This window comes from Gordonia sp. NB41Y (assembly GCF_030718915.1).
Lineage (GTDB): Bacteria > Actinomycetota > Actinomycetes > Mycobacteriales > Mycobacteriaceae > Gordonia > Gordonia desulfuricans.
In genome coordinates this window covers 2646791-2672213 of the sequence record NZ_CP132196.1, presented here as the reverse complement: position 1 = coordinate 2672213, position 25423 = coordinate 2646791, and the positions used below count along the sequence as shown (strand labels likewise).

Annotated in this window: 21 protein-coding genes; 13 read left to right on the top strand and 8 right to left on the bottom strand. The window is 69.5% G+C overall.

Annotated features, from left to right (window positions below):
* The first annotated feature begins 37 nt into the window (after positions 1 to 37).
* From lysX to Q9K23_RS11515, 4 genes are all read left to right on the top strand, one after another.
* A complete protein-coding gene (gene lysX / locus Q9K23_RS11530; protein WP_305950510.1) occupies positions 38 to 3394 on the top strand; it encodes a bifunctional lysylphosphatidylglycerol synthetase/lysine--tRNA ligase LysX in 3357 nt (1118 codons plus the stop codon).
* A gap of 213 nt (positions 3395 to 3607) precedes the next feature.
* Entirely contained in the window at positions 3608 to 4105 is a 498-nt protein-coding gene (gene rraA, locus Q9K23_RS11525; RefSeq protein WP_020792514.1) for a ribonuclease E activity regulator RraA, read from the top strand.
* Between the two features lie 92 nt (positions 4106 to 4197).
* Complete coding sequence (locus tag Q9K23_RS11520) at positions 4198 to 5751, top strand: succinic semialdehyde dehydrogenase (protein WP_020792515.1); 1554 nt, start codon at positions 4198 to 4200, stop codon at positions 5749 to 5751.
* A 146-nt stretch (positions 5752 to 5897) separates the two neighbouring features.
* The gene (locus tag Q9K23_RS11515; protein ID WP_261978150.1) at positions 5898 to 7028 is read left to right on the top strand and encodes a CapA family protein; all 1131 of its coding nucleotides are present in this window, start codon (positions 5898 to 5900) and stop codon (positions 7026 to 7028) included.
* A 642-nt stretch (positions 7029 to 7670) separates the two neighbouring features.
* Here the strand turns inward: Q9K23_RS11515 and Q9K23_RS11510 are convergent.
* A complete protein-coding gene (locus Q9K23_RS11510) occupies positions 7671 to 8240 on the bottom strand; it encodes a hypothetical protein (RefSeq protein WP_053778558.1) in 570 nt (189 codons plus the stop codon).
* Between the two features lie 206 nt (positions 8241 to 8446).
* Here Q9K23_RS11510 and Q9K23_RS11505 point away from each other — a divergent pair, with 206 nt between their 5' ends.
* A complete protein-coding gene (locus Q9K23_RS11505) occupies positions 8447 to 10570 on the top strand; it encodes a glycosyltransferase family 39 protein (protein ID WP_053778559.1) in 2124 nt (707 codons plus the stop codon).
* Positions 10571 to 10600: 30 nt separating this feature from the next.
* On the opposite strand, the gene Q9K23_RS11500 is transcribed toward Q9K23_RS11505, so the two are convergent.
* Positions 10601 to 11059, bottom strand: a complete 459-nt coding sequence (locus Q9K23_RS11500; protein WP_020792401.1) for a DUF3224 domain-containing protein — start codon at positions 11057 to 11059, stop codon at positions 10601 to 10603.
* A gap of 70 nt (positions 11060 to 11129) precedes the next feature.
* Between Q9K23_RS11500 and Q9K23_RS11495 the strand changes: the two genes are divergently transcribed.
* Positions 11130 to 11963 (top strand): helix-turn-helix domain-containing protein, encoded by an 834-nt coding sequence (locus tag Q9K23_RS11495; protein WP_053778560.1) that lies wholly within the window; start codon positions 11130 to 11132, stop codon positions 11961 to 11963.
* 31 nt (positions 11964 to 11994) lie between these two features.
* Positions 11995 to 12834, top strand: a complete 840-nt coding sequence (locus Q9K23_RS11490) for an alpha/beta fold hydrolase (RefSeq protein ID WP_053778561.1) — start codon at positions 11995 to 11997, stop codon at positions 12832 to 12834.
* On the opposite strand, the gene Q9K23_RS11485 is transcribed toward Q9K23_RS11490, so the two are convergent.
* Both Q9K23_RS11485 and Q9K23_RS11480 read right to left on the bottom strand, forming a co-directional pair.
* Positions 12812 to 13648 (bottom strand): histone H1-like repetitive region-containing protein, encoded by an 837-nt coding sequence (locus Q9K23_RS11485; RefSeq protein WP_305950509.1) that lies wholly within the window; start codon positions 13646 to 13648, stop codon positions 12812 to 12814. The genes Q9K23_RS11490 and Q9K23_RS11485 overlap by 23 nt on opposite strands.
* A gap of 84 nt (positions 13649 to 13732) precedes the next feature.
* A complete protein-coding gene (locus Q9K23_RS11480; RefSeq protein ID WP_053778563.1) occupies positions 13733 to 14446 on the bottom strand; it encodes a DUF6474 family protein in 714 nt (237 codons plus the stop codon).
* A gap of 194 nt (positions 14447 to 14640) precedes the next feature.
* Here Q9K23_RS11480 and Q9K23_RS11475 point away from each other — a divergent pair, with 194 nt between their 5' ends.
* On the top strand, positions 14641 to 16512 hold the full coding sequence (locus tag Q9K23_RS11475) for a TM0106 family RecB-like putative nuclease (RefSeq protein ID WP_261978093.1): 1872 nt from the start codon (positions 14641 to 14643) through the stop codon (positions 16510 to 16512).
* Here Q9K23_RS11475 and Q9K23_RS11470 read toward each other — a convergent pair.
* Positions 16444 to 17427, bottom strand: coding sequence for a hypothetical protein (locus tag Q9K23_RS11470; RefSeq protein WP_305950508.1), 984 nt, complete (start codon positions 17425 to 17427; stop codon positions 16444 to 16446). The genes Q9K23_RS11475 and Q9K23_RS11470 overlap by 69 nt on opposite strands.
* Positions 17428 to 17644: 217 nt before the next feature.
* On the opposite strand from Q9K23_RS11470, the gene Q9K23_RS11465 reads away from it, so the two are divergent.
* The 3 genes from Q9K23_RS11465 (at position 17645) to Q9K23_RS11455 (ending at position 19955) form a co-directional block, all read left to right on the top strand.
* On the top strand, positions 17645 to 18202 hold the full coding sequence (locus Q9K23_RS11465; protein ID WP_020791469.1) for a helix-turn-helix transcriptional regulator: 558 nt from the start codon (positions 17645 to 17647) through the stop codon (positions 18200 to 18202).
* Positions 18203 to 18273: 71 nt separating this feature from the next.
* The gene (locus Q9K23_RS11460; RefSeq protein ID WP_020791468.1) at positions 18274 to 18780 is read left to right on the top strand and encodes a hypothetical protein; all 507 of its coding nucleotides are present in this window, start codon (positions 18274 to 18276) and stop codon (positions 18778 to 18780) included.
* Complete coding sequence (locus Q9K23_RS11455) at positions 18780 to 19955, top strand: MAB_1171c family putative transporter (protein WP_053778564.1); 1176 nt, start codon at positions 18780 to 18782, stop codon at positions 19953 to 19955. Before Q9K23_RS11460 ends, Q9K23_RS11455 begins: the two co-directional genes overlap by 1 nt.
* A gap of 94 nt (positions 19956 to 20049) precedes the next feature.
* Here Q9K23_RS11455 and Q9K23_RS11450 read toward each other — a convergent pair whose 3' ends face one another.
* The 3 genes from Q9K23_RS11450 to Q9K23_RS11440 all read right to left on the bottom strand — a co-directional run bounded on the left by Q9K23_RS11450 (position 20050) and on the right by Q9K23_RS11440 (position 22347).
* Positions 20050 to 20811: an SDR family NAD(P)-dependent oxidoreductase gene (locus Q9K23_RS11450; RefSeq protein ID WP_053778565.1), complete on the bottom strand. Its 762-nt coding sequence runs from the start codon at positions 20809 to 20811 to the stop codon at positions 20050 to 20052.
* A gap of 145 nt (positions 20812 to 20956) precedes the next feature.
* Positions 20957 to 21682: a TMEM165/GDT1 family protein gene (locus tag Q9K23_RS11445; RefSeq protein WP_020792487.1), complete on the bottom strand. Its 726-nt coding sequence runs from the start codon at positions 21680 to 21682 to the stop codon at positions 20957 to 20959.
* Between the two features lie 140 nt (positions 21683 to 21822).
* Complete coding sequence (locus tag Q9K23_RS11440) at positions 21823 to 22347, bottom strand: hypothetical protein (RefSeq protein WP_053778566.1); 525 nt, start codon at positions 22345 to 22347, stop codon at positions 21823 to 21825.
* A 184-nt stretch (positions 22348 to 22531) separates the two neighbouring features.
* On the opposite strand from Q9K23_RS11440, the gene Q9K23_RS11435 reads away from it, so the two are divergent.
* Positions 22532 to 24613, top strand: a complete 2082-nt coding sequence (locus Q9K23_RS11435) for an ATP-binding cassette domain-containing protein (RefSeq protein WP_053778567.1) — start codon at positions 22532 to 22534, stop codon at positions 24611 to 24613.
* Positions 24610 to 25359 (top strand): energy-coupling factor transporter transmembrane protein EcfT, encoded by a 750-nt coding sequence (locus tag Q9K23_RS11430; protein WP_053778568.1) that lies wholly within the window; start codon positions 24610 to 24612, stop codon positions 25357 to 25359. Before Q9K23_RS11435 ends, Q9K23_RS11430 begins: the two co-directional genes overlap by 4 nt.
* Positions 25360 to 25423: the final 64 nt, after the last annotated feature.

Genomic DNA, 25423 nt, shown 5'->3' with positions numbered 1-25423 from the left:
CTGCCGCGAGCCCGGGCGCCGACTACGGTTGTCCGTCATGGCGGTCATCACCCCACCCACGCGTACCCCGGCAGATCGCCGGTCCGCGGATCTCCTCGAGAGCATCCGGCATCCACGAGGATTCGGGCATCGCGCGCCCCGTATCGCCGGCACCGTCCTCGGTGTCCTCGCGACCATCGCGCTGCTGTCGAGCATCTTCCCGTTCTTCCGGCACTGGATCCATCACCCCCGCGACTACGTCGACAGCTATCTGATCTCCATGCCCGACACCAGCTTCGCGTGGGCGTACGTGCTGGCACTGGTCGCGATCGCGCTCGCCTCCCGCAAACGCATCGCCTGGTGGATCTGCGTGATCTACCTGGTGCTGTTCATGATCGGCAATGCCTTGCTGTTGCTGCCGCCGGTGAGCCAGGACTTCGCGATCTCCGAGGGCGAACGCGTCAACATCTGGATCGGCCTCGGCGTCGACGTGGCGGTCCTGGTGTTCCTGATCGCCACCTACCGGCAGTTCTACACCCGGGTGCGCCGCGGGGCGCTGCTGCGCGCCGTCGTGGTGCTGATCGCCGGACTGGGCGTGGCCACCCTGGTCGGCTGGGCGCTGGTCTGGGCCGTCCCCGGCTCCCTGGTCCCCGGCGAGAAACTCACCTACGCGTTCAACCGGGTGGTGGCCTTCGCGACCATCGACCAGCGCACTTTCGACGGCCATCACGCACCGGCGTTCATCAACGGGCTACTCGGCCTGTTCGGGGCGATCGCCCTGATCGCCGCGGCAATGGTGCTGTTCCGGTCGCAGCGGCTCAAGTCCCTGATGACCGACGCCGACGAGCGACTGATCCGTGCGCTGATCACCCGGTTCGGTGAGCTCGATTCGCTGGCCTACTTCTCCACCCGTCGCGACAAGGCGGTGGTGTTCGCACCGGACGGCCGGGCGGCCATCACCTACCGCGTCGAACTCGGTGTGTGCCTGGCCGGTGGCGACCCGATCGGCGACCGCGACTCGTGGCCGGGTGCGATCGCCGAGTTCCTCACCCAATGTGAACGCTACGGCTGGCATCCGGCGGCGATGGGTGCGAGCGAACGGGGTGCCGAGGCCTACGACGCGGCCGGATTCGGCACCCTCAACATCGGTGACGAGGCGATCCTGCACACCGCCGAATTCAGCCTGCGCGGCGCCGCGATGAAGGGTGTCCGTCAGGCCGTCACCCGCACCCGCCGTGCCGGGGTCACCGTGCGGATCCGCCGGCACGGCGAGTTGTCGGCGGAGGAGATGGCGGCCGCCGTCGAGCGGGCCGAGGCGTGGCGCGACACCGACGAGGAACGGGGCTTCGCGATGGCGCTGTCCCGGCTCGGCGACCCCGCCGACGGCGACTGCCTGCTGGTCGAGGCGATCGAACCCGGTTCCGACGGCGACGAGCGGGTGATCGGCATGCTGTCGTTCGTGCCGTGGGGTCGTCGGGGCGTCTCGCTGGATCTGATGCGGCGCGACCGCACCGGCCCCAACGGCGTGGTGGAGACGATGGTCAGCGAGTTGTGCCGGGACGCCGACCGATTCGGCATCGCCGACGTCTCGCTGAACTTCGCCACCTTCCGTGCGTTCTTCGAGCAGGGCGGGCAGATCGGTGCCGGACCGGTGATGCGTGCGACCTACTCGGCACTCATGTTCGGGTCCCGCTTCTTCCAGATGGAGTCGCTGTACAAGTCGAATGCCAAGTACCTGCCGGACTGGCAACCCCGGTTCCTGTGCTTCGAGGACGCACGGATGCTGCCCCGCGCCGGGATCGCCTCGGTGGTCACCGAGGGGTTCATCCGGCTGCCGTCGTTCGGCCGTACCCGGCAGCGCGGTGACGGGACGCCGTCGGTCCCGGCCGCCGTCGACGTCGACGCCCTGATCGCGACGCTGCGCGAGGAGGCCGACGCCGAGGTGGGCGAGGTGCGCCGCCCCGAGCAGGTGCGGGTCCGGATGACCAAGCTGGAGCGGCTGATCGAGGAGGGATTCGATCCCTATCCGCCGGGCGACGCCCCCAGCCACACCGTCGCGCAGGCCGTCGCCGCGCCGGCCGGGACGCAGGTGACCATCGCCGGGCGGGTGACCCGGATTCGTGACTTCGGCAAGGTGGTCTTCGCCGACCTGCACGACTGGTCGGGGCAGGTGCAGCTGCTCGTCGAGGAGTCGGCGATCATCCCCGGCACCCCCGACTTCGGTTGCGACGTCGACCTCGGTGACCTGATCCAGGCGCGCGGCGTGGTCGGCGCCAGCCGGTCGGGTGAGTTGTCGGTGCTGATCGACGCGTGGCGGATCAACGGCAAATGCCTGCGGCCGTTGCCGGACAAGTGGGCGGGTCTGACCGATCCGGAATCCCGTGTGCGTCAACGATATGTGGATCTCGCGATCAACCCGGAGAGTCGTCGGCTGCTGCAGACCCGCAGTGTGGTGGTCAAGGCGCTGCGCGACTTCCTCGCCGCGCGTGACTACCTCGAGGTGGAAACGCCCATCCTGCAACGGATTCACGGCGGTGCCAATGCCACCCCGTTCCGCACGCACATCGACGCCTACGATCTGGACCTGTATCTGCGGATCGCGCCCGAGCTGTATCTCAAGCGGCTGTGTGTGGGTGGTGTGGAACGGGTCTTCGAGCTCGGCCGCAACTTCCGCAACGAGGGGGTGGACTTCAGTCACAACCCCGAGTTCACGAGCCTGGAAGCCTATGCGGCGCACAGCGATTACCTCAAGATGCTGGATCTGACCCGGGAGATGATCCAGTTCGCGGCGACCGCCGCGCACGGTGAGCCGGTGATCATCCGCCCCGACGCCGACGGCAATCCCGAACGCATCGACATCTCCGGTGAGTGGCCGGTGCGGACCGTCCACGAGGTGGTCTCGGAGGGGGCGGGGGAGGAGATCACCCCGGAGACCGGGGCCGACGACCTGCGCCGGATCTGCGATCGTCTCGAGATCGCCCACCGCCCCGACTGGGATGCCGGGGCGCTGGTGCTCGAACTCTACGAGCACCTCGGCGAGGACCGCACCACGTTCCCGACGTTCTACACCGACTTCCCCACCTCCACCTCACCGCTGACCCGCGCGCACCGAAGCCGTGCCGGGGTGGCCGAGCGATGGGACCTGGTGGCGTGGGGGGTCGAGCTCGGTACCGCCTACACCGAGCTGACCGACCCGGTGGAACAGCGGGCCCGGCTCACCGAACAGTCGATCCTGGCCGCCGACGGCGACCCGGAGGCGATGGAACTCGACGAGGACTTCCTGCAGGCCCTCGAGTACGCGATGCCGCCGACCGGCGGGCTCGGGGTGGGCGTCGACCGGGTGGTCATGCTGATCACCGGGCAGTCGATCCGGGAATCGCTGCCGTTCCCGCTGGTCAAGCCGGACGAGGGGTGACCGGCCGGCCGGGACTGTCGCCCGAACGGTGTTCCTCGGGGGCCGATCCGGTTCGTCTCGTTCGACGGGATCGCGCCGTCGGGTGGGCGTCGTCGGGTGGACGCCGTCGGGTGGGTGCCGGTGAACCGACGCCGGTGACGCCGGTGCCGTCGGTGGCGCACCCACGATTGCGGTAGGTGTGGCACTGGGTAACACCTAGTCGGGGCACCGCCTATGCTGGGCGGCATGACCGAACTCACCTTCACCCCGACCGCGGACCTCGTCGACGAGATCGGCGCCGATGTGCGCAGCTGCGACACCCAGTTCACCCAGTACGGCGGCGTGCGCGAGTTCGTCGGACCGATCACCACCGTCCGCTGCTTCCAGGACAACGCCCTGCTCAAGTCGATCCTCGGCGAGTCCAACCCGGGCGGTGTCCTCGTGATCGACGGCGACGCATCGGTGCACACCGCGCTCGTCGGTGACCTCATCGCCGAACTCGGCCGCTCCAACGGCTGGGTCGGCATCATCGCCCACGGCGCGATCCGCGACTCCAAGACCATCGGTGGGATGGAGATCGGCGTCAAGGCGCTCGGCACCAACCCGCGCAAGTCCACCAAGACCGGTGCCGGTGAGCGCGACGTGCCCCTGGAGATCGGCGGCATCACCTTCGTCCCCGGCGACATCGCCTACTCCGACGACGACGGCATCGTCCTCGTCGCCGCAGTGTGATCTGACCGGTCCGATCGCACCGGCCTGATCCGGACCTCCCGTCCGAAGCCCTTCCACGCCCGACCGCCCCAACCCGCAGAGGAGTCCTCGCGATGCCCAGACCCACCGCCGACTACTTCGCCCGACTCGGTGCCCTGGTGGCGATCGACGACGCCGCCGACCGGCCTACCCGCCCCGTCCTGGAGGCGTTCAGCGGCGCGGAGATGGCGACCATCCCGGTCGGCACCGCCGAAGACCTCGAGACCGCGGTGACCCGTGCGCGCCTGGCCCAGAAGCCGTGGGCCGCGCGGACCGCCGCCGACCGTGCATCGGTGATCGACCGGTTCTCCGAACTGGTCCACCGCAACGCCGGTGCGCTGATGGACATCGCGCAGGCCGAGACCGGCAAGGCGCGGGCATACGCCCAGGAAGAGGTGCTCGACGTCGCGCTGACCGCACGGCACTACGCCACCGTCGGGCCCAAGCTGCTCGCCGACCGCAAGGTCAAGGGCGTCATCCCCGGCGCCACCAGCGTGCGCGTGCGGCACCAGCCCAAGGGTGTGATCGGTGTGATCAGCCCGTGGAACTACCCGCTGACGCTCGCGGTCTCCGACGCGGTGGCCGCGCTCGTCGCGGGCAACGGTGTGGTGATCAAACCCGACAGCCAGACCCCCTACTGCGCGCTGGCGCTCGCCGAGCTACTGTATGAGGCCGGGCTGCCGCGGGAACTGTTCGCGGTGGTGCCCGGGCCGGGCAGCGTCGTCGGCCAGGCCATCGTCGCCACCACCGACTACGTGATGTTCACCGGGTCGTCGGCGACCGGCGCGACCCTGGCCGAGCAGGCCGGCCGACGCCTCATCGGTTTCTCCGCCGAACTCGGTGGCAAGAACCCGATGATCGTCACCGCCGGTGCCGACATCGGCAAGGCGGTCGAGGGAGCGGCACGGGCGTGCTACTCGAACTCCGGGCAGCTGTGCATCTCGATCGAGCGGCTCTACGTCGAGAAGTCGATCGCCGACGAGTTCACCGCGAAGTTCGCCGAATACGTCCGCAATATGAAACTCGATGCGACATACGACTTCTCGGCCGACATGGGATCGCTGGCCTCGGCTGCACAGGTCGAGACCGCCGAGGCGCACGTCGCCGACGCCGTCGCCAAGGGTGCCACCGTGCTGGCCGGCGGCAAGCGTCGCGCCGACCTCGGACCGTTCTTCTACGAGCCGACCGTGCTCACCGGCGTCACCGAGGAGATGACCTGCTACGGCGACGAGACCTTCGGGCCGGTGGTGTCGGTGTACCCGGTGGACACCGTCGACGAGGCGATCGCCCTCGCCAACGACACCCCCTACGGCCTCAATGCCAGCGTGTGGGCCGGCAGCAGCGCCCAGGCACAGCAGATCGCCGAGCAGCTGCGGGCGGGCACCGTCAACATCGACGAGGGGTATGCGGCGGCGTGGGCGTCCACCGCGGCCCCGATGGGCGGCATGGGGATCTCCGGCGTCGGCCGCCGGCACGGTGAGGAGGGTCTGCTGAAGTACACCGAATCGCAGACCATCGCCGAACAGCGCTTCCTCGGCATCGACCGGGCCCCCGGCATCCCGCAGGGCGTGTACCGCGCGGTCACCCCGCTGGCCATGCGGGCGCTGAAGTACCTGCCCGGACGGTAGGACATCCCGACCGCACGACAGGCCCGACGGTGACCCGGGTCACCGTCGGGAACCGGGGATTCCCCTGAACGCAGGACAGGCCGCAACCCGCCGGATCCGGTTGGATGTCAGGGGTGTTCGGTTGGTTGTCGGGTCGTGGTGCCCGCATGTCGCGACGGTCGGTGCTCTGTGGTGCCGTCCTGGTCGCGGTGAGCGGGGCACTCGTCGCGGCGTCGGCGGTACCGACCGGCGGGGTCGCCGCCGAGATCGTGGCCGTGTCCGAACCGATCCCGGCACCGCCGGTGGACCAGGAGCTGGTGGTCAGCTTCACCGGTGACAACATCCTCGGCACCGACGACAACTTCTCGTCCGCGACGAGCCTGCCGACGGTGTGGGCGCAGAACGGCCGACGCCCGGACTTCTTCTTCCAGAACGTCCGCCGCTACTTCGACACCGACGACCTCACCGTCGCCAACTTCGAAGTGGCCCTGACCGATCGGCTCACCAAGCGGTACAAGGGCGAGGGGGAGGTCTACCACTTCCACGGCAGCCCGGCGCTGGCCGCGACGCTGCCGGCCGGCGGGATCGACGTGGTGACCGTCTCCAACAACCACACCTTCGACTACGGACAGACCGGCTTCGACGACACCCTCGCCGCACTTCGCGGTGCCGGGGTCCCGTTCTTCGGAACCGGTTATGCCGGTGAGGGATCGGACTACGACTACCGTCACCTCGCGACCGTGAAAGGCGTGAGGTTCGGGTTCGTCGGCTACCAGGCCTGGACCGACGACGCCGACATGCGGCGAAAGCTGGTGTCCGACATCAAGGCCCTGCGCGCCGATGGCGCCGACGTGGTGATCCCGTTCATGCACTGGGGAATCGAGTCCGAACACCAGCCCTACGGCGTGCAGACCGAACTGGCCCACCTCGCCATCGACTCCGGGGCCGACCTCGTCGTCGGCACCCACCCGCACGTGATCCAGTCGATGGAGATCTACCGCGGCAAACTCATCGCCTACTCGTTCGGCAACTTCTCGTTCGGCGGCAACAGCAATCCCACCGACAAACGGACGTTCATCCTGCAGACCAGGTTCCGGATGTCCGGCGAGCAGGTCCGCGGCGTCGACTTCAAGGTGATCCCCACTCGGGTCTCACGGACCGAGTCCTACAACGACTACGTCCCGACCCCATACCCGGCCGGTGAGAAGGAACAGGTGCTCGACTTCATCAACGAGATCTCGCCGACGCTGCACGGCCGTGCCACCGACGCCTTCGTGCCGGTGGTCGGGCGCGGGTAGGGCCGGCTCCGTCGCTCTCGCGACAACGTCCTGCGCGATCGACGGGGGCGGGTGGTCGGCGTCGGGGGTGGGTGGTTGGGGTTGTCGGGTTGCGGGGGTCTCGACACGGGTCCTCGCCTTGGCGGCTCGGTCCCGGCTCGACCATCGGAGGTGGCTTGTCGGGTCTTGACGTGGGTTGACCACCGGAGGTGGGTGTCGGGTCTCGACGTGGTTCGACCATCGGGGTGGGGTGTCGGGTCTCGACGTGGGTTGACCATCGGGGGTGGTCGCCGGGTCTCGATGCGGCTTGATCATCGGGGGTGGTCGCCGGGTCTCGATGTGGGTTGATCATCGGGGGTGGTCGCCGGGTCTCGATGTGGGTTGATCATCGGGGGTGGTCGCCGGGTCTCGATGTGGGTTGATCATCGGGGGTGGTCGCCGGGTCTCGATGTGGGTTGATCATCGGGGGTGGTCGCCGGGTCTCGATGTGGGTTGATCATCGGGGGTGGTCGCCGGGTCTCGACGCGGGCTGACCATCGGAGATGGCTGGTTGAGCCGGTGAGGAGCGGAGCGACGAGACGTGTCGAAACCTCCGCCGGCCGACGTCGGAAGGTGACCACCGCCGATCGTGACAACGCACGACCGCGATGGTGGTGCGGCTCTCTAGCGCGACGCCCACCCGTGGGGGGCGATACCCGCCTGCTGCCACTCGCGGTCCCAGTCGTCGGCGAGTTGTCGGGTGATGCGGCGGCGCAGCAGCACCGCGATGCCGAGGGCTGCGGCTGCCGCGGCGATCCAAGCGGTCAGGCCGACCCACACACCACAGAAGACCCGCTCGAACGGACCGGCATGATCGGTCAGCCGCGACCCGTCCGGAGTCGTCCAGACCGGTACCTGCGTACCTGTCCGGGTGGAGCGCGAAACCTGGGTCATCCCGGTGTACTGGGTCTCGCCCTGACGCCACACCACCGATGCCGCGGACTCGGCCGACGTCGGGTCGGTCGCGGCGACGCTGACCACCGTCGCGGTGGCCGGGACGGCGGTCTCGGCACGCTCGGTCACCATCCGGTAGGTCCCCATCCCGGCCCACGCACACAGGGGTACTGCGACCAGCACGATCACCAGCATGGTGAACATGATCCAGGCGATGACGCGGTCGCCGTGGCGCATGAGGGGATTAGACGACCAGGGCCGATACGGCGCGGTCCGCTGCCGGCTGAATGAGGTGGCCATGTTGTCCTCGTGGTTCGGGATTTCCTGCAGTATCCAGAATTCGCCTCGAACGCCGCAAAATCCAATCTCGTGGGGTAGGACACACACTACCTGTGACCGACGACACATGTACCGCGGCGCTCACAGACTTCTCCCAGCTTGCTACCAGCGGCGCCGGAGAGCGACAGCGCACGGTGGACACCGAAGTCATCCGCTCAGGAGGAAGAATGACCGCACTACTGGACCGGGCGAGCACCTCGCCGCCATCCGACCACACCGCGCCACCGGAGCGTCGCCGCACCGGCCGATCACTGCCCTGGGGGAGGTTCGGTCTCGTCGGACTGCTCGCGTCGACGGCCGTCCTCTACCTCTGGAACCTGTCGGCCAGCGGCTACGCCAACACCTTCTACGCGGCGGCCGCCTGGGCCGGTTCGGAGAGCTGGAAGGCGTGGTTCTTCGGGGCGCTGGACCCGTCGAACTTCATCACCGTCGACAAGCCCCCGGCCTCGCTGTGGGTCACCGGACTGTCGGTGCGCCTGTTCGGGATGAACTCGTGGGCCGTGCTCGCCCCGCAGGCGATCATGGGTGTTCTCTCGGTGGCCCTGCTCTACGCCACCATGCGTCGCGTGTTCGCCGATCCGCGGCAGGGGGCCGCGGCCGGCCTGATCGCCGGTGCGGTACTCGCCTTCACCCCGGCCGCCGCCCTGATGTTCCGGTTCAACAATCCCGACGCGCTGCTGGTGCTGCTGATGGTGGCCGCCGGGTACTGCCTGGTGCGTGCCGTCGGCACCAACTCGGGCCGCTGGCTCGCACTGGTCGGCGTGGCCCTCGGCTTCGCCTTCCTCACCAAGATGTTGCAGGGACTGCTGGTGCTGCCCGCGTTCGCGCTGGCCTACCTGGTGTTCGCGAACAACGGCTGGGTCCGTCGCATCCTGCACCTGCTCGGCGCGGCCGTCGCGATGATCGTGTCGGCGGGCTGGTTCGTGGTGGTGACCATGCTGGTCCCGGCGAGCTCACGCCCCTACATCGGCGGCTCCACCGACAACTCGTTCATGGATCTGGTGCTGGGCTACAACGGCATCGGCCGGATCAGCGGTGGTGAGGGCCCCGGCGGCGGTGGCGCCGGTGGCGGACAGGCCGGCGGTTCGTTCGGCGGCTCGACCGGACTCAACCGGCTGTTCAGCTCCGAGATGGGCAACGAGATCTCCTGGCTGCTGCCCGTGGCGCTGCTCGTCGTCGCCTTCGGCGTGTACCTGATGATCCGCAGCTTCCCGGTGTTCGGCTACCGCAACGGCGTCAACCGCATCGAGTCCGCGGCGATCGTCGCCTTCGGTGGCTGGCTGCTGGTGACCGGCATGATCTTCAGCTACATGAGCGGCACCATCCACCCGTACTACACGGTGGCGCTGGCACCGGCGATCGGCGCACTGGTCGGCATGGGCGGGGTGTTCGCCTCGCGGCGTCGCGCCAACTGGGACGGCCGGATCGCGTTGGGCGCGATGATCGGACTGGCCGGCTGGTGGTCGATCGTGCTGCTCGACCGCAACGACTGGGGCCCCGTCTGGTGCCGCTGGCTGATCGGCGCGGTGGCGATCCTGGCGATCGTCGGCGTGATCGCGGGCAGCCTGCTCGGGATGAAGAAGATGCTGGTCGCCTCGGTGATCGCCGGTGCGCTCGCCGGATTCGGCGGAACCGCGGCCTTCTCGATCGCCACAGCCGCCACCGCCCACGGCGGATCGATCCCGACCGCGGTGCAGACCGACATGGCCGGCGGCGGAATGGGCGGCCCCGGCGGCGGTCCGGGCGGCGGGACCCGACCCTCGCAGGACGGCACGACGGCCCAGAACGGTACGACCCAGAACGGTACGACCCAGAACGGTACGACCCAGAACGGTACGACCCAGAACGGCCAGAACGGCCAGTCCGGCTCGACTGCGCAGAACGGGACCCAGCAGAACGGGACCCAGCAGAACGGGACCCAGCAGTCGCAGTCCCAGCGTCGTGGCGGCGGGATGGGCGGCCCCGGCGGAGACACCTCGTCGAACACCGAGCTGGTGACACTGCTGCAGGCCACCGACACCAAGTGGGCGGCCGCGACCAACGGATCGCAGTCGGCGGCCGGGATCGAGATCGCCACCGGCAAGGCCGTGATGGCCATCGGCGGCTGGAGCGGCGACCCCGCCCCGACCCTCGACGAGTTCAAGCAGATGGTCGCCGACGGCCAGATCGGCTACTACATCGGCGGCGGCCAGGGCGGCGGACCCGGCGGCAACTCGGAGATCTCGCAGTGGGTGTCGGAGAACTTCACCGCCACCACCGTCGGAGGGCAGACCGTCTACAAGCTGATCTGACCCGACGACCCTCCTGAGCCCCGACGGCGGCTACTCGATCGTGTACTCCACGGTGATCGGGTAGCCGCCGTCGTCGTGTCCGGCGATCTCGATGTCGGCGTGGCCGCGCATCCGCTCGAGCCCGCCGGTGCCGAGACCCTCGACGATGGTCAGCCGCTCGTGGACGCCGACGGCGTCGTGGGTGCCGTCGTGGCGGAACACCAGGGTGCCCTCGTGGCCGTCGATGGATCCTTCGAAGACCTCGAAGCCGGTGGTCGGCGCCGCGGCACCCTCGATATAGGCGATCAGATAGGCCAGGGTGCCCCGGCCACTGAGGTCGCCGGAATAGGTGTAGCCGACGTCGGCGCGGGTGAACCCGTGCGCCGGGTACTGCACCCCGCTGATCTCGACGGTGCGGTCGTCGCGGGTGTAGACCGGGTTCTCCGTCCAGGACGAGACCTGGAAAGTGGCTGTGGCGGTGTGGGATCGGGCGCGTGATGAGGTGGTCATGAACTCATCGTCGCGCCGGGCCGGCCAGGATTCTTGGACAAACGCGACAGCGCCCCCGACACTGGATTCCGTGGCAGCAGACGCCCCCGAGGGGCGGGGACAGGGCGCGATCATCGGGGGCGGCACGCGTCTGCCGTTGCGGGTGGGGCGCCATGCGCCCCCGCAAGCACTCGCGTACTGGGTGGACTACCTCTGGATCGTCCGGTGGTCGGTTCGCGAACCCCATGTGCAGCAGGTGATCCCGCAACCGGTGATCCACGTGGCCGCCGAGGACGGCCGGTTGTCGGTCCACGGGGTGGGCGACAACAGCTTTGCCCGCACCCTGCTCGGCGACGGGCACGTCGTCGGAATCGCCTTTCGGGCCGGCGGTTTCCGCGGATTCGCCGACGGCCCGGTGAGTGCCCTGAGCAGATCTGTCCGGCCGTTGCAGGAGGTGCTCGGCGTCGACGACCGGCCGATCGCGGCAGACCTGCTCGACCCGGACCCCGACGACGCCGAGCTCACCCGGCGGGCAACGGAATGGCTGATCGGACTCGGCCCCACCGCGGACCCGATGATCGACCGGATCGCGGCACTCGTCGACATCGCCGAAGGTGATGCGACCATCACCCGTGCCGAGCAACTCGCCGAGATCGCGGGCGTGAGTCTGCGGACATTGCAGCGCCAGTTCGGCGACTACGTCGGGATCGGCCCGAAATGGGTCATCCAGCGATTCCGGGTGCTCGACGTCGCCGCCGTCGCCAACCGTGGTGGGGAGGTGGACTGGGCCGATACCGCCGTGCGGCTCGGCTTCAGTGACCAGTCCCACCTGATCCGTGCGTTCACGCGTATCGTCGGAACACCACCGGCGTCCTACGCCCGCGGCGACCTTCCGTCGGCGCGGACGGACACCGACAGTCGGTGACACGGACGAAGCGGAGGGGTGATGTCCTGTCATGATCACTGAATTCAGCAGGGGCGGATACATTTTCGATGTCATCGACTCGGGACCGGCCGATTCGGCCATCCCGGTGGTGCTGCTGCACGGATTCCCCGAGCGGGCGTCGTGCTGGGAATCGGTGACGCCCATCCTCAACCAGGCGGGACTGCGCACCGTCGCCCCCGACCAGCGCGGGTACTCACCGCGGGCCCGGCCCGGCCAGGTGCGCGACTACCGCATGTCGGAGCTGGGTGCCGACGTGATCGCACTCGCCGACGCGCTCGACGCCCCGCGGGTCCACCTCGTCGGTCACGACTGGGGTGCGGCCGTGGCCTGGGCGGTGGCCGCCGATCACCCCGATCGGGTGGCCACGCTGACCGCCCTCGCCGTCCCGCACCCGGGTGCCTACCTGCGCGCGATGCCGCGGGGACAGCTCCTGCGGTCGTGGTACATGGGACTGTTCCAGATCCCGCGGCTGCCGGAGTGGCTGATCAGTACCGGCGCGTCGGGGCGGGGGCCGCAGATCGGGTCACCCGGTTTCACCGAGACACTGCGCACCGACATCGTCGAATATGGTGCCCTGACCGGCGGTCTCAACTGGTATCGCGCCATGCGCCTGGGTGATCGGTCCCTGTACGGCCGCAAGATCACCGTCCCCACCACCTACATGTGGGCCGACCGCGACATCTTCTTGTCTCGCGCCGGTGCCCGCGGCTGCGCCGCGATGGTCGATGCGCCCTACGAGTTCCGTGTACTCGAAGGTGTCGACCACTGGATTCCGCAGCGCCGCCCCGAGGTGGTTGCCGAGGCGATCCTGGCGAGGGTGGCCTCGATCAGCGACGACGACGAAGGATGACCAGCACCGCGAGCAGCGCGGCGAGGATGCCCCCGACGATCGCCGGCACGGGCAGCGGGTAGGGCAGCTCGGTCGGTGCGCCGGCGCGGAGCTGGGCGAAACTGGCCCGCTGCGCGTCGGATTCGGCCACCACGTCCACGACCGGCTCGGCCACTGTGTCCACGGTCGGCTCTGCCTTGGCGTCCACGGTCGGCTCTGCCTTGGCATCCACGACCGGCTCGGCCGCTGCATCCGCGGTCGGCTCTGCCGGGCCGGCCGGCCGGGGATCGGCGGTGACCTCCGTACGAGTGTCGGAAACCTTCTCGGCCGCAACAGGTTGCGACGGAATCGATTCCGGCGCAACGGCTTCGGGTGCCGGGTGCCCGGAGGTGGCAGGTCCGCCACGCTCGGCCGGGGCGGGTGCGGGCTTCGGGGCGGGGTGCGACGGTACGTCGAGCGGGAGGGTCGGCTCGAGGACGTCGTCGGCGGGAAGCCCTACCGGCGGAACGGACTTCGGCGGCGCACTCTTGGCGGTGGTCTTCTTGGCCGGGGCCTTGTTCGCGGCCTTCTTCGCCGTCGCCGGCTTCTTGGCCGCGGCATTCTTCACCGGAGCCTTCTTGGCCGGCGCCTTCTTCGTAGGGGTCGAGGCGGCGGCCTTCTTCGCCGGAGCCTTCTTTGCCGGTGTCTTCTTGGCCGGCGCCTTCTGTGCCGCGGTCTTCTGCTCGGTGTTCTTGTTCTCGGTGTTCTTGTTCTCGGGGGCCTTCCCGGCAGACGACCCGCCGGCGGGTGTCGAATCGGTGGGGGACGCAGCGGTGGTCGGATCCGGTTCACTCATGGCTTGATCGCTCCCTTGCGTCTGCTGCGGTAGGCCACCATCCTAGTGGCCGGTGTCCGATTCGGTTCTGGTGTGAATTGCGGGTCAGGCCCGGACGCCCAGCCGGGCCAGGATGTCGGCGTCGATCGCACTCAGCTCGTCGGTGATCGCCCGATGCGCGGTCCGGCGCTGTGCCGCCGACATCGGCTCCGCGGCGTCGACCGCGATCGACAGGTTGTCCAGACGCTTGGTCATCGCGGCGACGAAGGCCCGCGAGTCGGCAGAGGAGTCCTGGGCGGCGACCTTCTGCAGTGAGGTGCGCGTGGTGGCGATGCGCGCGGCCAGCGGTGCGCCGTGGCCGGAGTACTGGCTCAGCAGTCCCGGGGCCACGCCGGCCCGCTCGGCCTGCAGGCCCGCGATCCGCCCGCGTCCGGCCACCGCGGCACGGTAGGCGATCGGTGCGACGATCGGGGCGACCATCCGCGCGACGGTCAGGTAGCGACGCACACTCGCAGGGCTGAACGGTTTGGCGTCGGCGGCGGCCTTGGCCTCGGCGGCCACCGTCTTGGCCTCCGCCTGCGCGATCTTGACCTGCGCCTTGGCGTTCTTGCGCTCCACCTTGGCGAGCTTGCGGCCGTTCTTGCGTTCGAGCGCGAGTTCCTGCTCACGGAAGCGATGCTCGGCCTTGCGCTCGGCCTTCGCGGCCTTCCGGCGGTCCTTGGACTCGAACTTCGCCTCGTACTTGGCCTTCGCCTTCAGCGCCTTGCGTTCGGCCTTGCGCTGGGCGCGGGTCTTACCGTCGGACGAGAACAAACCCATCAGGGCAACCTTTCGCTGCGAAAACGCCGGATGGTGGCCGCCCATACCACGACGCACCGGGCCGGCGCGCGGGCGTGAAGCAGACACCGCACGGTCAAGCATTACATAGGCTCGGCAGAGGAGGTCGGCGACGCCCGGCCGAACCGGAGCTGGATGACCGATGCGCCCGAGCGGGCGGGGAAACGAGGGACAGAGTGGCGGTGCCGATGCTGCATCCGCGGGATCTCGCCGGGTGCGAACACCGCCTTGCACTCGACGTCGCGCACCCGGACCTGGTCCGCGACCGGCCGCAGCCCCCGGATGTCGCACGCCGCACCGAGGCCGCGGGCCGGCATCGTGATCGTGTCCGTGACCTGCTCGCCTCCATGCACACCGACCAGCCGGGCGCCTTCGTGGTGATCGACCCGGGCCCCACGCCGCAGCGGGCGGAGGCGACCCTCGCGGCCTGCGCCGCCGGTGCCGAGTGGATCTGGAACGCCACCCTGCCCACCGACCGCGCCGCCGGCCGCCGCGGCCACTCCGAACTGCTGGTGCGGGTGGACGGCGGGTACCTGCCGGTCATCGTCGTCAACCATCGGGTCAGCTACCCGGCCAAGACCCGCCGCGACCTCGCCGGGGAACCGACCGTCTTCCGGACCAGCCCCCTGTGGGGATGGGTGCCCACCCCCGACCCGTACCGGGTGGGCCGCAACCACCGGCGGGATCAGCTACGACTGGCGCAACTGACCCACATGCTGCTCGACGCCGGGCTGGCGGCCGCCGACGACGAGGAGCAGTTGCGGGCCGGGGTGATCGGCCTCGACGCCGACTGCATCGTCGTACATCGCATGCAACCGCTGCTCGACGACTACCGCACGGTGTTCGAGCGGCGTCAGGCCATCGCGGCAGGCCGACTGGTCACCACGCCGCGCCGGATCGGCGAATGCCGCAGCTGCGTGTGGTGGGGCCGATGCGGACCGGAACTGGCCGAACGCCGCGACATCAGCCTCGTCGCCGCCGGAAACCAGGCCGATGCGCTGGCCGAGATCGGCCTGACCACGATCGATCAGCTCGCCCATCACCGTGGCCCCGCACCGGTGAACTGGCCCGGCAACGTGGCATTCGACGACGCGATCGTCAACGCGATCGCCTGGCTGACCGACACCCCGCTCATCCGCAGGCACGAGCGGCCGCAGGTTGCGCGCGCCGACGTCGAGGTGGACGTCGACATGGAGTCGTTCGGCGAGGACGGCGCCTACCTGTGGGGGACCCTGCTCACCGACAACGTCGACCCCGACCGGCCCGTGGTGTACCGCGCGTTCGCCACCTGGGACCCGCTGCCGACCCGAGACGAGGCGAGATCGTTCGCCGAGTTCTGGCGGTGGCTGATGGCCGAGCGCCGTCAGGCCCACGAGGCGGGCAAGACGTTTGCCGCGTACTGCTATTCCCAGCAGGCCGAGAACCGGTGGTTGCTGGGGTCGGCCGACCGATTCGCCGGTGCGCCCGGCATCCCCCGCCGCAAGGAGGTCGAGGCGTTCATCGGCTCGGCCGAATGGGTCGACATCTACGAGGCGGTGGGCACCAACTTCATCTGCCCACAGGGCAAGGGGCTCAAGAAGATCGCCCCGGTCGCCGGGTTCACCTGGCGTGATGCCGAGGCGGGGGGTGCGGCGTCGATGGACTGGTACCGGGCGGCGGTCGGGATCGGTGACGCCGTCCTCGACCTCACCCAGCGGGACCGGTTGCTGGAGTACAACGAGGACGACGTCCAGGCCACCAAGGTCTTGCGTGAATGGATGGACTCGGCCGACGTCCTGCGATTGCCGACGGCCGCCGAACTCCTCGCATTCCGGGGTGCGGACGACGCCGACGTGGTCGATTCTGCCGAAAACGATTCGCCCGCAACAGATCCGGCGGCAACGGCGGGGTCGGGTGCGGTGGATTCCGACGCCCAGGATTCGGACGCCCGGGATTCGGACGCAGGAGATGCGGCGGTGACGGGTTCGGTTGTGCCCGACTCAGAAGCGGGTGGTGCGCAGCGCGTCGAGGAACGGGCCGCTGCCGACGAGGGCCAGCGCGCCGAGTAGAAGTAGGCCACCGGGCGCGGTGTCGACGAGGAATCCGCGCACCCCGGTGAGCGCCGGGGTACCCGTCTGCGGTGCGGCCTCCGGCCGGGTGACCGGGGCATCGGCCGCCACCGCGGTGTCGGCGTTCGTGTTCGGCTGCCGGTCGGGGGTGTCGGCGGAGCCCGCTCCGGTGCTCGGGCCCGTGGTACCGGAGCCGGCGCTCCCGGCACCCGCACCCCCGGGAGCTGCGGGAGCTCCGGGTGCGGCCGGAGCTGCGGGGACGCCCGGCACGGTAGGTGCCGCAGGGGCCACCGGGACCTGCCCGCGGGGTTCGGGTGCGTCCACCGGTCCGGCCGGGGCGGGGGCCTGGGGTGCGCCCGGGCCCTGTCCGGTCGGCGGCAGGACCGGAACGATCCCGCCGTTCGAGGTGTGATGGCTGGTGGTCGTCACCACGCTCGTCGTGGTCCCTGAACTGGTGGTCCCTGAGCTGGTGGTCTCCGACGTCTCCGAAGTATCCGAGGTCTCCGAACTGCCCGAGCCGGATGTCGTGGTCGTACCCGACGACGAACCGGTGGTCTCGTCATCGTCGTCGTCATCCGGGGTGCTGCTGGACTGGCCGGTGGTCTGGCTGTTCCCGCCGGTGGTGCTCCCACCTCCGTTGTTCCAGCCGCCGCCGTTGTTGCCGCCGTTGTTCCAGCCGCCACCGTTGTTTCCGCCGTGGTTCCCGCCGCCGTGGTGGTGTCCGTGGCGGGAGTTGTCGCCGGGGGTGGCGAGGGCGAAACCGAATCCGGCGCCGATCAAGAGGACGGCGAGTGCGCCGAGGGCGAGGGTGATCGGCAGGCGTCGCCGGGGGGCGGTCGGCAGACGATGTCGTGAACCCATACGTTCTCTCCGGTCGGGGTCGGTGATGCGGTGGCACCGGCTCGTGTTGGTCATATGTTCACCTCGCGGTCAGGCGAGTGTCGCCCGCCACGTGCAGGACCGGTGAACTCGTGTGATCAACGCCACACTCACCGGCGCCGTGCTGGCAGAGAGGTTTGCCAGGGGCGGAGATTCGAACATCAGACAATATTTGATGATAGTCATCGTTGCGGTGTCGGCCGCTCACGGTCTTTAATGATTGCAAATGCAACTTTCAGGTTTCGGAGAAGGTATGACGCCACGAGGGGACAGCAAGTCCGCGGGTCAGACGAACGACGACCTCCAGAAGCCGGTCGACACCGATCCTGGACTGTTCGCCCGCCGGCTCGAAGAACTGTTCCGTACGGTTCCGGGCCCCAACGGCCGGGCGTACAGCGCCAAGGCCATCGCAGCGCGGTCCACCGAACGCGGATTCCGGCTCGGTGAGTCGTACCTGAGCCAGCTGCGGTCGGGTAAGGCCAAATCGCCGTCGTTCCGGACCGTCGAGGGCATCGCGGCGGCGTTCGGCGTCGACGTGCACTACTTCCTCGAAGACCGGGCAGCCCAGCGCACCCGTGACGAGATCGACATGATGCGCCTGCAGGCCGACACGAATGTGCAGCTCGCAGCCTTCCGGCTGGCCGGTTTGTCCAGTGATTCGGTGACCGTCGTCAACGAGCTCATCAAGGTCCTGCGCGAGCAGCAGGGGCTGCCCAAGGATCCGCCGGATATCGTGGCTGCTGGATTGACCGAGGAGCAGGAATCGGATCAGCGGCTGCGGGTTGTCGGCGGCAAGGAGATCCAGGACTGACATCCACGGACCGGCGGCCACCACCACCGCCGGCCCGACCTGCTCCGTCGACGACGAGAGCAGGTTTTTCGATGATGCGCACGGGGCGAGAACTGCGGGCGCTGTGCCGCGAGGCACTGTCGGATCTGGATCTGGATCTGCCGCTCGATGCCGAACAGCTCTGTGAGCGATACGGCGCGCGGCGCGGACGCCCGATCCGGGTGATCGCCCATCCCTTGCCGTCCGGTGTGCCCAACGGGGTGTGGCTGGCCGCCGAGGACGCCGACTACTTCTTCCATCAGGCGAACACCACCCGCTGGCACCGTGACCAGATCATCATCCACGAGTTCGCGCACCTGATCGCCGGTCACCAGATGCTCGGTGAGGTGTCCATGGTGGCGGCGCTGACCGCCGAGACCACCGACGCGACACTGCAGCGGACCTGCTACTCCGACGAGCGGGAACGCGAGGCCGAGACCCTGGCCTCGATGATCCTGACCTGGGCCGCCGAGGCCCGGGATGGTGTCGGCCACACCGCCGACGACCCGGATGTGCGTGGCCTGCAGCGATTGCTGGGAGGCCACCGGGGGTGGCTGTGATGGCGTCGGAGCCGGTGGCCGCATCGTGGGCGACCGGCCCGATGGTGGTCAACGTGGTGGCCCTGGTGGCCTTCGCCGGGGCCCTGTGCTGGCGGATCGACCAGGTCCGTCGCAGTGGTGGCGGGCTGCAGGCCTTTGCCATGACCACCTCGATCGCCGCCCTCACCCTGGCCTTCGCGGTGTCCAACCACTCGGCGTCACAGACCCTGGACGACGTCGGCTTCGCCGGTTTGTCCCGGTTGTTGTTCTACGTCCTGCTCGCCGTCGGCGTGGCGGGCCTGGTGATCGTGTTCTTCATGCCGGGCAGCCGGGTGACCCGCGAACGCCGTGCCGGGGTGGAGGCCTTTCCGCTGGTCGCGGCGCTGCTGGGCCTGCAGATCAGCCTGTTCTTCATCCCGACCGACATGCGGACCGCGTCGATCAGCGAGTGGACGCTCAAGAACTGGGGATTCGCCCTGTTCTACCTGATCGCCAGCGGTTATCTCGCCTACGGACTGGGTGCGTGCGTCCGCAGCGTGAGCAAGTACCTGCGGCTGGCCGACGGCTACCTGCGCACCTCGCTGCGGGTGCTCGTTGCAGGGCTCGGCCTGCTCGCCGCCGGTTCGATCGCCCAGGTCGTGTACGTGCTGACCGGCGCACTGGGGCTGTTCGACCTGCCGTGGGTGCTCAGCGTCAGCCGGGTGTTCTCGGTCGCGGGTCTGGTGCTGTTCCTCGTCGGGATCAGCTACCCGATGGTGCGGGCCAAGTGGCAGGGGGTCACCTCCCGGCATCGGCGCAGGCGGGATGCGCGGGCGATCCTGCCGCTGTGGACGCTGGTCACCGGCGCGGTACCCGAGGTGGTGTTGCCGATCGACGGCGGTCTCGCGCCGACGGCACTGCTGCACCGACGGGTGGTGGAGATCCGTGACGCCCTGACCCAGCTGAGTCCGCTGCTGCCGGGGGAGTTCGCCACCGCCGAGCCCGACCAGCAGATCTGGATGCTGCAGATGGCGGTCGCCCTGCGCAAACGCGACGGGACGAGCCCGGGGCCGGTGCGGACCGTGCTGCCCGAATCGGCCGGCGGCCTCGACGGCGACGCCGCTCCGCTGCTGGTCCTGTCGAGGGCACTCGCCGCCGAGGAACGGGCCGAGGAGGAACGGATGGCCGAAGAGGATCGGATGGCCGACGAGGACTGACCCGTCTCCTGCCGAAACCGATCGGGCCGGGGCCGGCCACGACTGCCGTCGTGTGCTCGGCCCCGGCCCGATCGGGGTGCTGCGGACCTACGGGTCAGCGCGGCGACATGCGGATCGCGCCGTCCATCCGGATGGTCTCGCCGTTGATGTAGTTGTGGGTGGCGATGAACTCGGCCAGCTGCGCGTACTCGGCGGGCTCGCCCAGACGCTGCGGGAACGGGATGGCCTCGGCGAGGGTCTTCTGGAACTCGGGGGTGACCCCGGCCAGCATCGGGGTGCTGATGGTGCCCGGCGCGATGGTGCACACGCGCACGCCGATACGTGCCAGATCGCGGGCCGCGGAGATGGTCATCGCGTGCACGCCACCCTTGGAGGCGGCGTAGGCGATCTGACCGATCTGACCCTCGAAGGCAGCCACCGATGCGGTGTTGATGATCACGCCGCGCTGCCCGTCACCGTCGACGGCGTCCTCTTCCTTCATGCGGTTGGCGGCCAGGCGCATCACGTTGAAGGTGCCGACCAGGTTGATGTCGATCAGCTTGCGGAACAGGTCGAGCGAGTGCGGACCCTCCTTGCCGAGGATGCGGGCGGCCCAGCCGACACCCGCGCAGTTCACCGCGACACGCAGCGGCGCACCGGAGGCGGCGATGGTGTCGATGGCGGCCTGGACATCGTCCTCGCTGGTGACATCGGCGGCGATGAGGGTGACCCCACCGACCGGTGCGGCCTTGTCGATCGAGGCCTGCAGATCCAGACCGAAGACCTGGGCGCCGGCGGCGGCGAAGCGGGCGGCGGTGGCCGCGCCGAGGCCGGAGGCGGCGCCGGTGACGAGTACGGAGGAGCCGGAGACGTCCATCGAGAGTCCTTTCAGAAGGTCGCCGGCAGATTGCCGAGCGATCGTTCGGGTCCTTGATCACCGTAGCCACCCGCGGTTCCGGGCAGATCGGCCACCCCCGGGTCGGCCGGCCACCGCTGCCGTGGCGGGTGCCTGTGGCGATCGGTCAGGAGTGGCCCTCGCCGGTGTGCCCGACGACCTCCCGGGCCCGGTCGAGCCGTGCACGTGCACGCTGCTGATGGACCCGGCGGATGTAGACCGCACCCACTCCGACCAGCACGACCACCGCGGAGACGGTGCCGACGACGACCGGCGTGCTCGCCGCGGACAGGCCCTCGGCCAGCAGGAGTCCGGCGAAGACGAAGAACAGCACCGCGGCGCCGTAGGCGATCGCCCGCTCGGGCAGATGCTTGCCGAGGAGTACGCCGATGGCGATGGCCAGCGCGTCGGCGGCGACCATGCCGATGGTGGACCCGATCCAGACGCCGAGCCAGTTGTTGTCGGTGGACAGGGTGATGGTCGCGAGCATCGTCTTGTCGCCGAGTTCGGCGAGGAAGAACGACGACATCACCGCGAAGAAGACGGACTTGCCGACGCGGTCGGCCTTGGTCTGTTCGTCGTCGTCGAGGTCGTCACCGCGCAGGGTCCACAGACCGAAGACCAGCATCGCCAGGCCGGCGACGATCGAGATCAGATCCGTCGGGATGGACAGGCCCAGGAAATGTCCGAAGAACACCGAGACGGCGTGCACGGCGGTGGTGGCCACGGTGATCGCGGCCAGCACCACCCACCACCGGTAGCGCAGGGCATAGGTCATGGCCATCAGCTGCGACTTGTCCCCGAGTTCGGCGACGAAGATCACGCCGAAACTCAACAGGAGGGCAGCGGTCATATCGGCCAGGTTAGACAGCCCTCACCGCGGGTCGCAACACCACGCCCCACCCACATTTATGCAGGTAGGGGGCTCAAAACCTAGAGTTAGGGCACCCTGAAAAACCGATCGGGTCCAGCTGTGCGGAGCCGGTGGACACCTCAGGCGGTCAGCAGCATCGCGAGCACCGCGGTGTCGGGGTCGGCGTTCGGGTCGATGCCCACCTGGTTGCGCAGCGTGACCACCGTGCCGTCGGCCTCCGCCTCGGCCCATCCGGCGCGGTGCTCGAGACCGAGCTCGGGCAGCCCGGGCAGCAACACGCAGCCCGATGCCACCTGCGAGCACTCCGGCAGCGACGGCCGGGTACGGCTCGGCGGGTGCAGCATCACCAGCGCCGGTGGATTGGTCAGAAAGCGTCCGGCCTCGAGAAACGAGTCGTCGACGACGTTGCCGACGGCGACCATCATCCCGACCGCGTCGGTGTCGGCGTCGTCGGGATGCTCTTCGACCACCCCGAAGATCGTGGTGGTCGGCAGAAATCCCGGCCGACACGCGATCCGGACCGACGCGACGAGCGTCTGCGTCCACTCCAGGGTCGACTCCGGCCACCGGCCCGAGATCAGGATTCCGTTGAGCTCACCCTCCTGATGGACGGGGGTGAGCCCGATGGGGATCGACGACTGCATGATGTCCTCCTCCCTGCTGGGCGACGAGAACCGGAATCCGTGGATACCCGGTCCAGCAAGAATCCCCCCGTTCCGGTGACCCCGACAACTCGAATCACCATCATGTGACTGTTCTTTTACACGCGATCGGCCGTGGGACCGACGGGCCGCACGGTATGTCACCGCCGCCAGGCACACTGGACAAGTGCGAAAAGTGACCGAGACCGTGCGCGGCCCCCTGCGGCCCGTGGAGATCGCATCGATCGCGATCTTCGGTGGCCTGGCCGTGGCGGCCGTGGTGATCGCCTCGGTGATCCCGCTCGCCGGGGCCGTGCGGGTGCTCGCACCGGTGCCGCTGGCGCTGATCGGGGCGCGGACCCGGCCGCGTGCGATGGTCGCGACCACCGTCGCCACCAGCTCGGTGGCCTTTGCGATGGCGGGCACGGGCGCGGCGATGTCGGTGTTCGGGTCGGCGGTGCTCGGCGGCATCATCGGCGAGATCAAACGACGGGGTCGCGGTGCCCCCACGATGCTGCTGGCCGCGGTGGTGACCGCGCCGCTCGTCGCCGGCGTCAGCGTCCTGCTCCTGCTGATCCTCAAACCGCTGCGTGAGCTCGTCCTGGCCGCGATGGACAACACCCTCAAGGGGATGGCCCGCTGGATCGGGAAGGTCCCCGGGATGGACGGCACGGCCGAGTTCCTGCGTGGACTGGGCGACAACATCGTCGCCTACTGGTGGGCCTGGATCCTGGTGTCCGGTGCGGTCGGCACCTTCATCACGATCGTGGTGGCCTGGTGGATTCTCGGCGCCGTGATCGAGCGGCTCGCCGACGTCCCGAGCGAGGACACCATCGATTCCGGTGACGCCGACACCGACGTGGGCATCGCGCCGCTGCCGATGAGCCTGGAGGGTGTGGAGTTCGCCTACCACCGCGGGGGCCGCAAGATCCTGCGCGGCGTGGACATGACCGTCGAGCCCGGCGAGTTCGTGGCGGTGGTCGGGGTGAACGGGTCGGGCAAGTCGACACTGGCCAAACTGCTGGCCGGGCGGCATCCGACCGGCGGCGCCATCCACCGTCCCGGCACCGCCGGGCTGGGCCGGGCCGGCGGCACCGCCATGGTGTTGCAGCGTCCCGAGACCCAGATGCTGGGCTCGCGGGTCGCCGACGACGTCGTCTGGGGACTGCCGCCGGAGGCCGACGTCGACGTCGACGCCCTGCTCGCCGAGGTGGGTCTGGCCGGCCTCGGGGAGCGGGAGACCTCGGATCTGTCCGGTGGTCAGCAGCAGCGTCTGGCCATCGCCGCCGCACTCGCCCGCGACCCGGCACTGCTGATCGCCGACGAGGTCACCTCGATGGTCGATCCGCAGGGACGTGAGGAGATCATGGCCCTGCTCACCGAACTGCCCAGGCGGCGTCGGATGGCGCTGGTGCTGATCACGCACCGGGCGTCGGAGGCCGCTGCCGCCGACCGCATCATCCACCTCGTCGACGGCCGGGTGGCCGCCGAACCGCCGTCCTGGGTGCCCGCCGGTGACGTCGAGGCCCAGGCCGAATCGGTGGGCACCGGGCCCGCCGCCCACGACGGCCGCCGGCCGCTGCTGCGCCTCGACGGCGTCGGACACACCTACCTGACCGGCTCGCCCTGGGAAGTCCGTGCCCTCACCGAGGTGTCATTGCAGATCAACCGCGGTGACGGCCTGCTCATCGTCGGCGGCAACGGCTCGGGCAAGACCACCCTCGCGTGGATCATGGCCGGACTGATCGCCCCCACCGAGGGGGAGTGTCGCGTCGTCGACATCGTCGGCGACGGCGCACCGGTCACCGACCGGGTCGGTGACGTGGGACTGGCCTTCCAGCACGCGCGCCTGCAGATCCAGAAGCAGAACGTCGGCGACGAGATCATGGCCGCCGGCGGTGAGAAGGTCGGCACCAGCGAGGTGGCCCGGGTGCTCGAGTCGGTGGGACTGCCGCGGGAGATGGCCGCGTCCCGCACCGACTCGCTGTCGGGCGGACAGATGCGCCGGGTGGTGCTGGCCGGGCTGCTCGCCCGCCGGCCCGAGATCCTGGTGCTCGACGAACCGCTCGCCGGCCTCGACCCGGGGGCGCGCGACGAGGTCATCGGGGTGCTCGCCGGTCTGCGGGCCGGGGGGATGACCATCGTGATCATCTCGCACGACTTCTCGTCACTGGGCCGGGTGTGCGACCGGCGGGTGCACCTCGATCACGGGGTGCTCGACGCGATCGACGAGGTGCCGCGCATCCTCGGGGAGGAGACGGTCGAATGACGATGCGAACGGTGCCGTTGCGGCAGGTGCCCGGCGATTCGGTGATCCACCGACTGTGGGCCGGGACCAAACTGATCGTCGTCCTCGTGCTGGGTGTGATGACCTGGGTGCTGCCGAGTTGGCCGGCCCTGGGCATGGTGGCCGCGGTGCTGATCGTCACCGCGCTGCTCGCCGGGATCCCCCTCGGGGCGCTGCCCCGGCCGCCCTGGTGGTTCTGGGGTCTGATCGCGCTCGGCGCGGTGGTCAACATCATCGTCTCGATGGCGGCGGTGATCGTGTTCCTGCGGGCCACCGCACTCGGCCTGGTGGTGGTGGGGACGTCGATCCTGGTGATCTGGACGACGCCGCTGGCCGAGGTCGCCCCGGCGATCGCGACCCTGATGCGTCCGCTGCGCTGGCTGCGGCTGCCGGTCGACGAGTGGGCGGTGGCGATCGCCCTGTGCCTGCGCGGACTCCCGCTGCTGATCGAGGAGCTCCGCCTGCTGCGCGCGGCACACCGCCTGCGTCCGACCGCACCTGCCGGATCGGATCATCCGTCCGCGGAGATGGGTGTGATCGACATGCTGGTCGCGGCCATGTCCTCGGCGCTGCGACGCACCGAGGAGATGGCCGAGGCGATCACCGCACGCGGCGGCACCGGCCGGCTGACCGCCTACACCGCCCGGCCCCACAAGGCCGACTATCTGGTGCTGGTGATCATCGCGCTGGCCTGTGCCGCCGCGATCACGGGGACCATTCTGCTGTGACGCGCCACCGCGGCACACCGCGGTGACCGATCCTCGGTGTTCGATCCTCAGGGGTCGATCAGGC

What these genes read in the sequence shown, in the direction of transcription:
- lysX (WP_305950510.1), top strand. Translation starts at nt 38, where the DNA reads ATGGCGGTCATCACCCCACCCACGCGTACCCCGGCAGATCGCCGGTCC.
- rraA (WP_020792514.1), top strand. Translation starts at nt 3,608, where the DNA reads ATGCTGGGCGGCATGACCGAACTCACCTTCACCCCGACCGCGGACCTC.
- Q9K23_RS11520 (WP_020792515.1), top strand. Translation starts at nt 4,198, where the DNA reads ATGCCCAGACCCACCGCCGACTACTTCGCCCGACTCGGTGCCCTGGTG.
- Q9K23_RS11515 (WP_261978150.1), top strand. Translation starts at nt 5,898, where the DNA reads ATGTCGCGACGGTCGGTGCTCTGTGGTGCCGTCCTGGTCGCGGTGAGC.
- Q9K23_RS11510 (WP_053778558.1), bottom strand. Translation starts at nt 8,240, where the DNA reads ATGGCCACCTCATTCAGCCGGCAGCGGACCGCGCCGTATCGGCCCTGG.
- Q9K23_RS11505 (WP_053778559.1), top strand. Translation starts at nt 8,447, where the DNA reads ATGACCGCACTACTGGACCGGGCGAGCACCTCGCCGCCATCCGACCAC.
- Q9K23_RS11500 (WP_020792401.1), bottom strand. Translation starts at nt 11,059, where the DNA reads ATGACCACCTCATCACGCGCCCGATCCCACACCGCCACAGCCACTTTC.
- Q9K23_RS11490 (WP_053778561.1), top strand. Translation starts at nt 11,995, where the DNA reads ATGATCACTGAATTCAGCAGGGGCGGATACATTTTCGATGTCATCGAC.
- Q9K23_RS11485 (WP_305950509.1), bottom strand. Translation starts at nt 13,648, where the DNA reads ATGAGTGAACCGGATCCGACCACCGCTGCGTCCCCCACCGATTCGACA.
- Q9K23_RS11480 (WP_053778563.1), bottom strand. Translation starts at nt 14,446, where the DNA reads ATGGGTTTGTTCTCGTCCGACGGTAAGACCCGCGCCCAGCGCAAGGCC.
- Q9K23_RS11470 (WP_305950508.1), bottom strand. Translation starts at nt 17,427, where the DNA reads ATGACCAACACGAGCCGGTGCCACCGCATCACCGACCCCGACCGGAGA.
- Q9K23_RS11465 (WP_020791469.1), top strand. Translation starts at nt 17,645, where the DNA reads ATGACGCCACGAGGGGACAGCAAGTCCGCGGGTCAGACGAACGACGAC.
- Q9K23_RS11460 (WP_020791468.1), top strand. Translation starts at nt 18,274, where the DNA reads ATGATGCGCACGGGGCGAGAACTGCGGGCGCTGTGCCGCGAGGCACTG.
- Q9K23_RS11455 (WP_053778564.1), top strand. Translation starts at nt 18,780, where the DNA reads ATGGCGTCGGAGCCGGTGGCCGCATCGTGGGCGACCGGCCCGATGGTG.
- Q9K23_RS11450 (WP_053778565.1), bottom strand. Translation starts at nt 20,811, where the DNA reads ATGGACGTCTCCGGCTCCTCCGTACTCGTCACCGGCGCCGCCTCCGGC.
- Q9K23_RS11445 (WP_020792487.1), bottom strand. Translation starts at nt 21,682, where the DNA reads ATGACCGCTGCCCTCCTGTTGAGTTTCGGCGTGATCTTCGTCGCCGAA.
- Q9K23_RS11440 (WP_053778566.1), bottom strand. Translation starts at nt 22,347, where the DNA reads ATGCAGTCGTCGATCCCCATCGGGCTCACCCCCGTCCATCAGGAGGGT.
- Q9K23_RS11430 (WP_053778568.1), top strand. Translation starts at nt 24,610, where the DNA reads ATGACGATGCGAACGGTGCCGTTGCGGCAGGTGCCCGGCGATTCGGTG.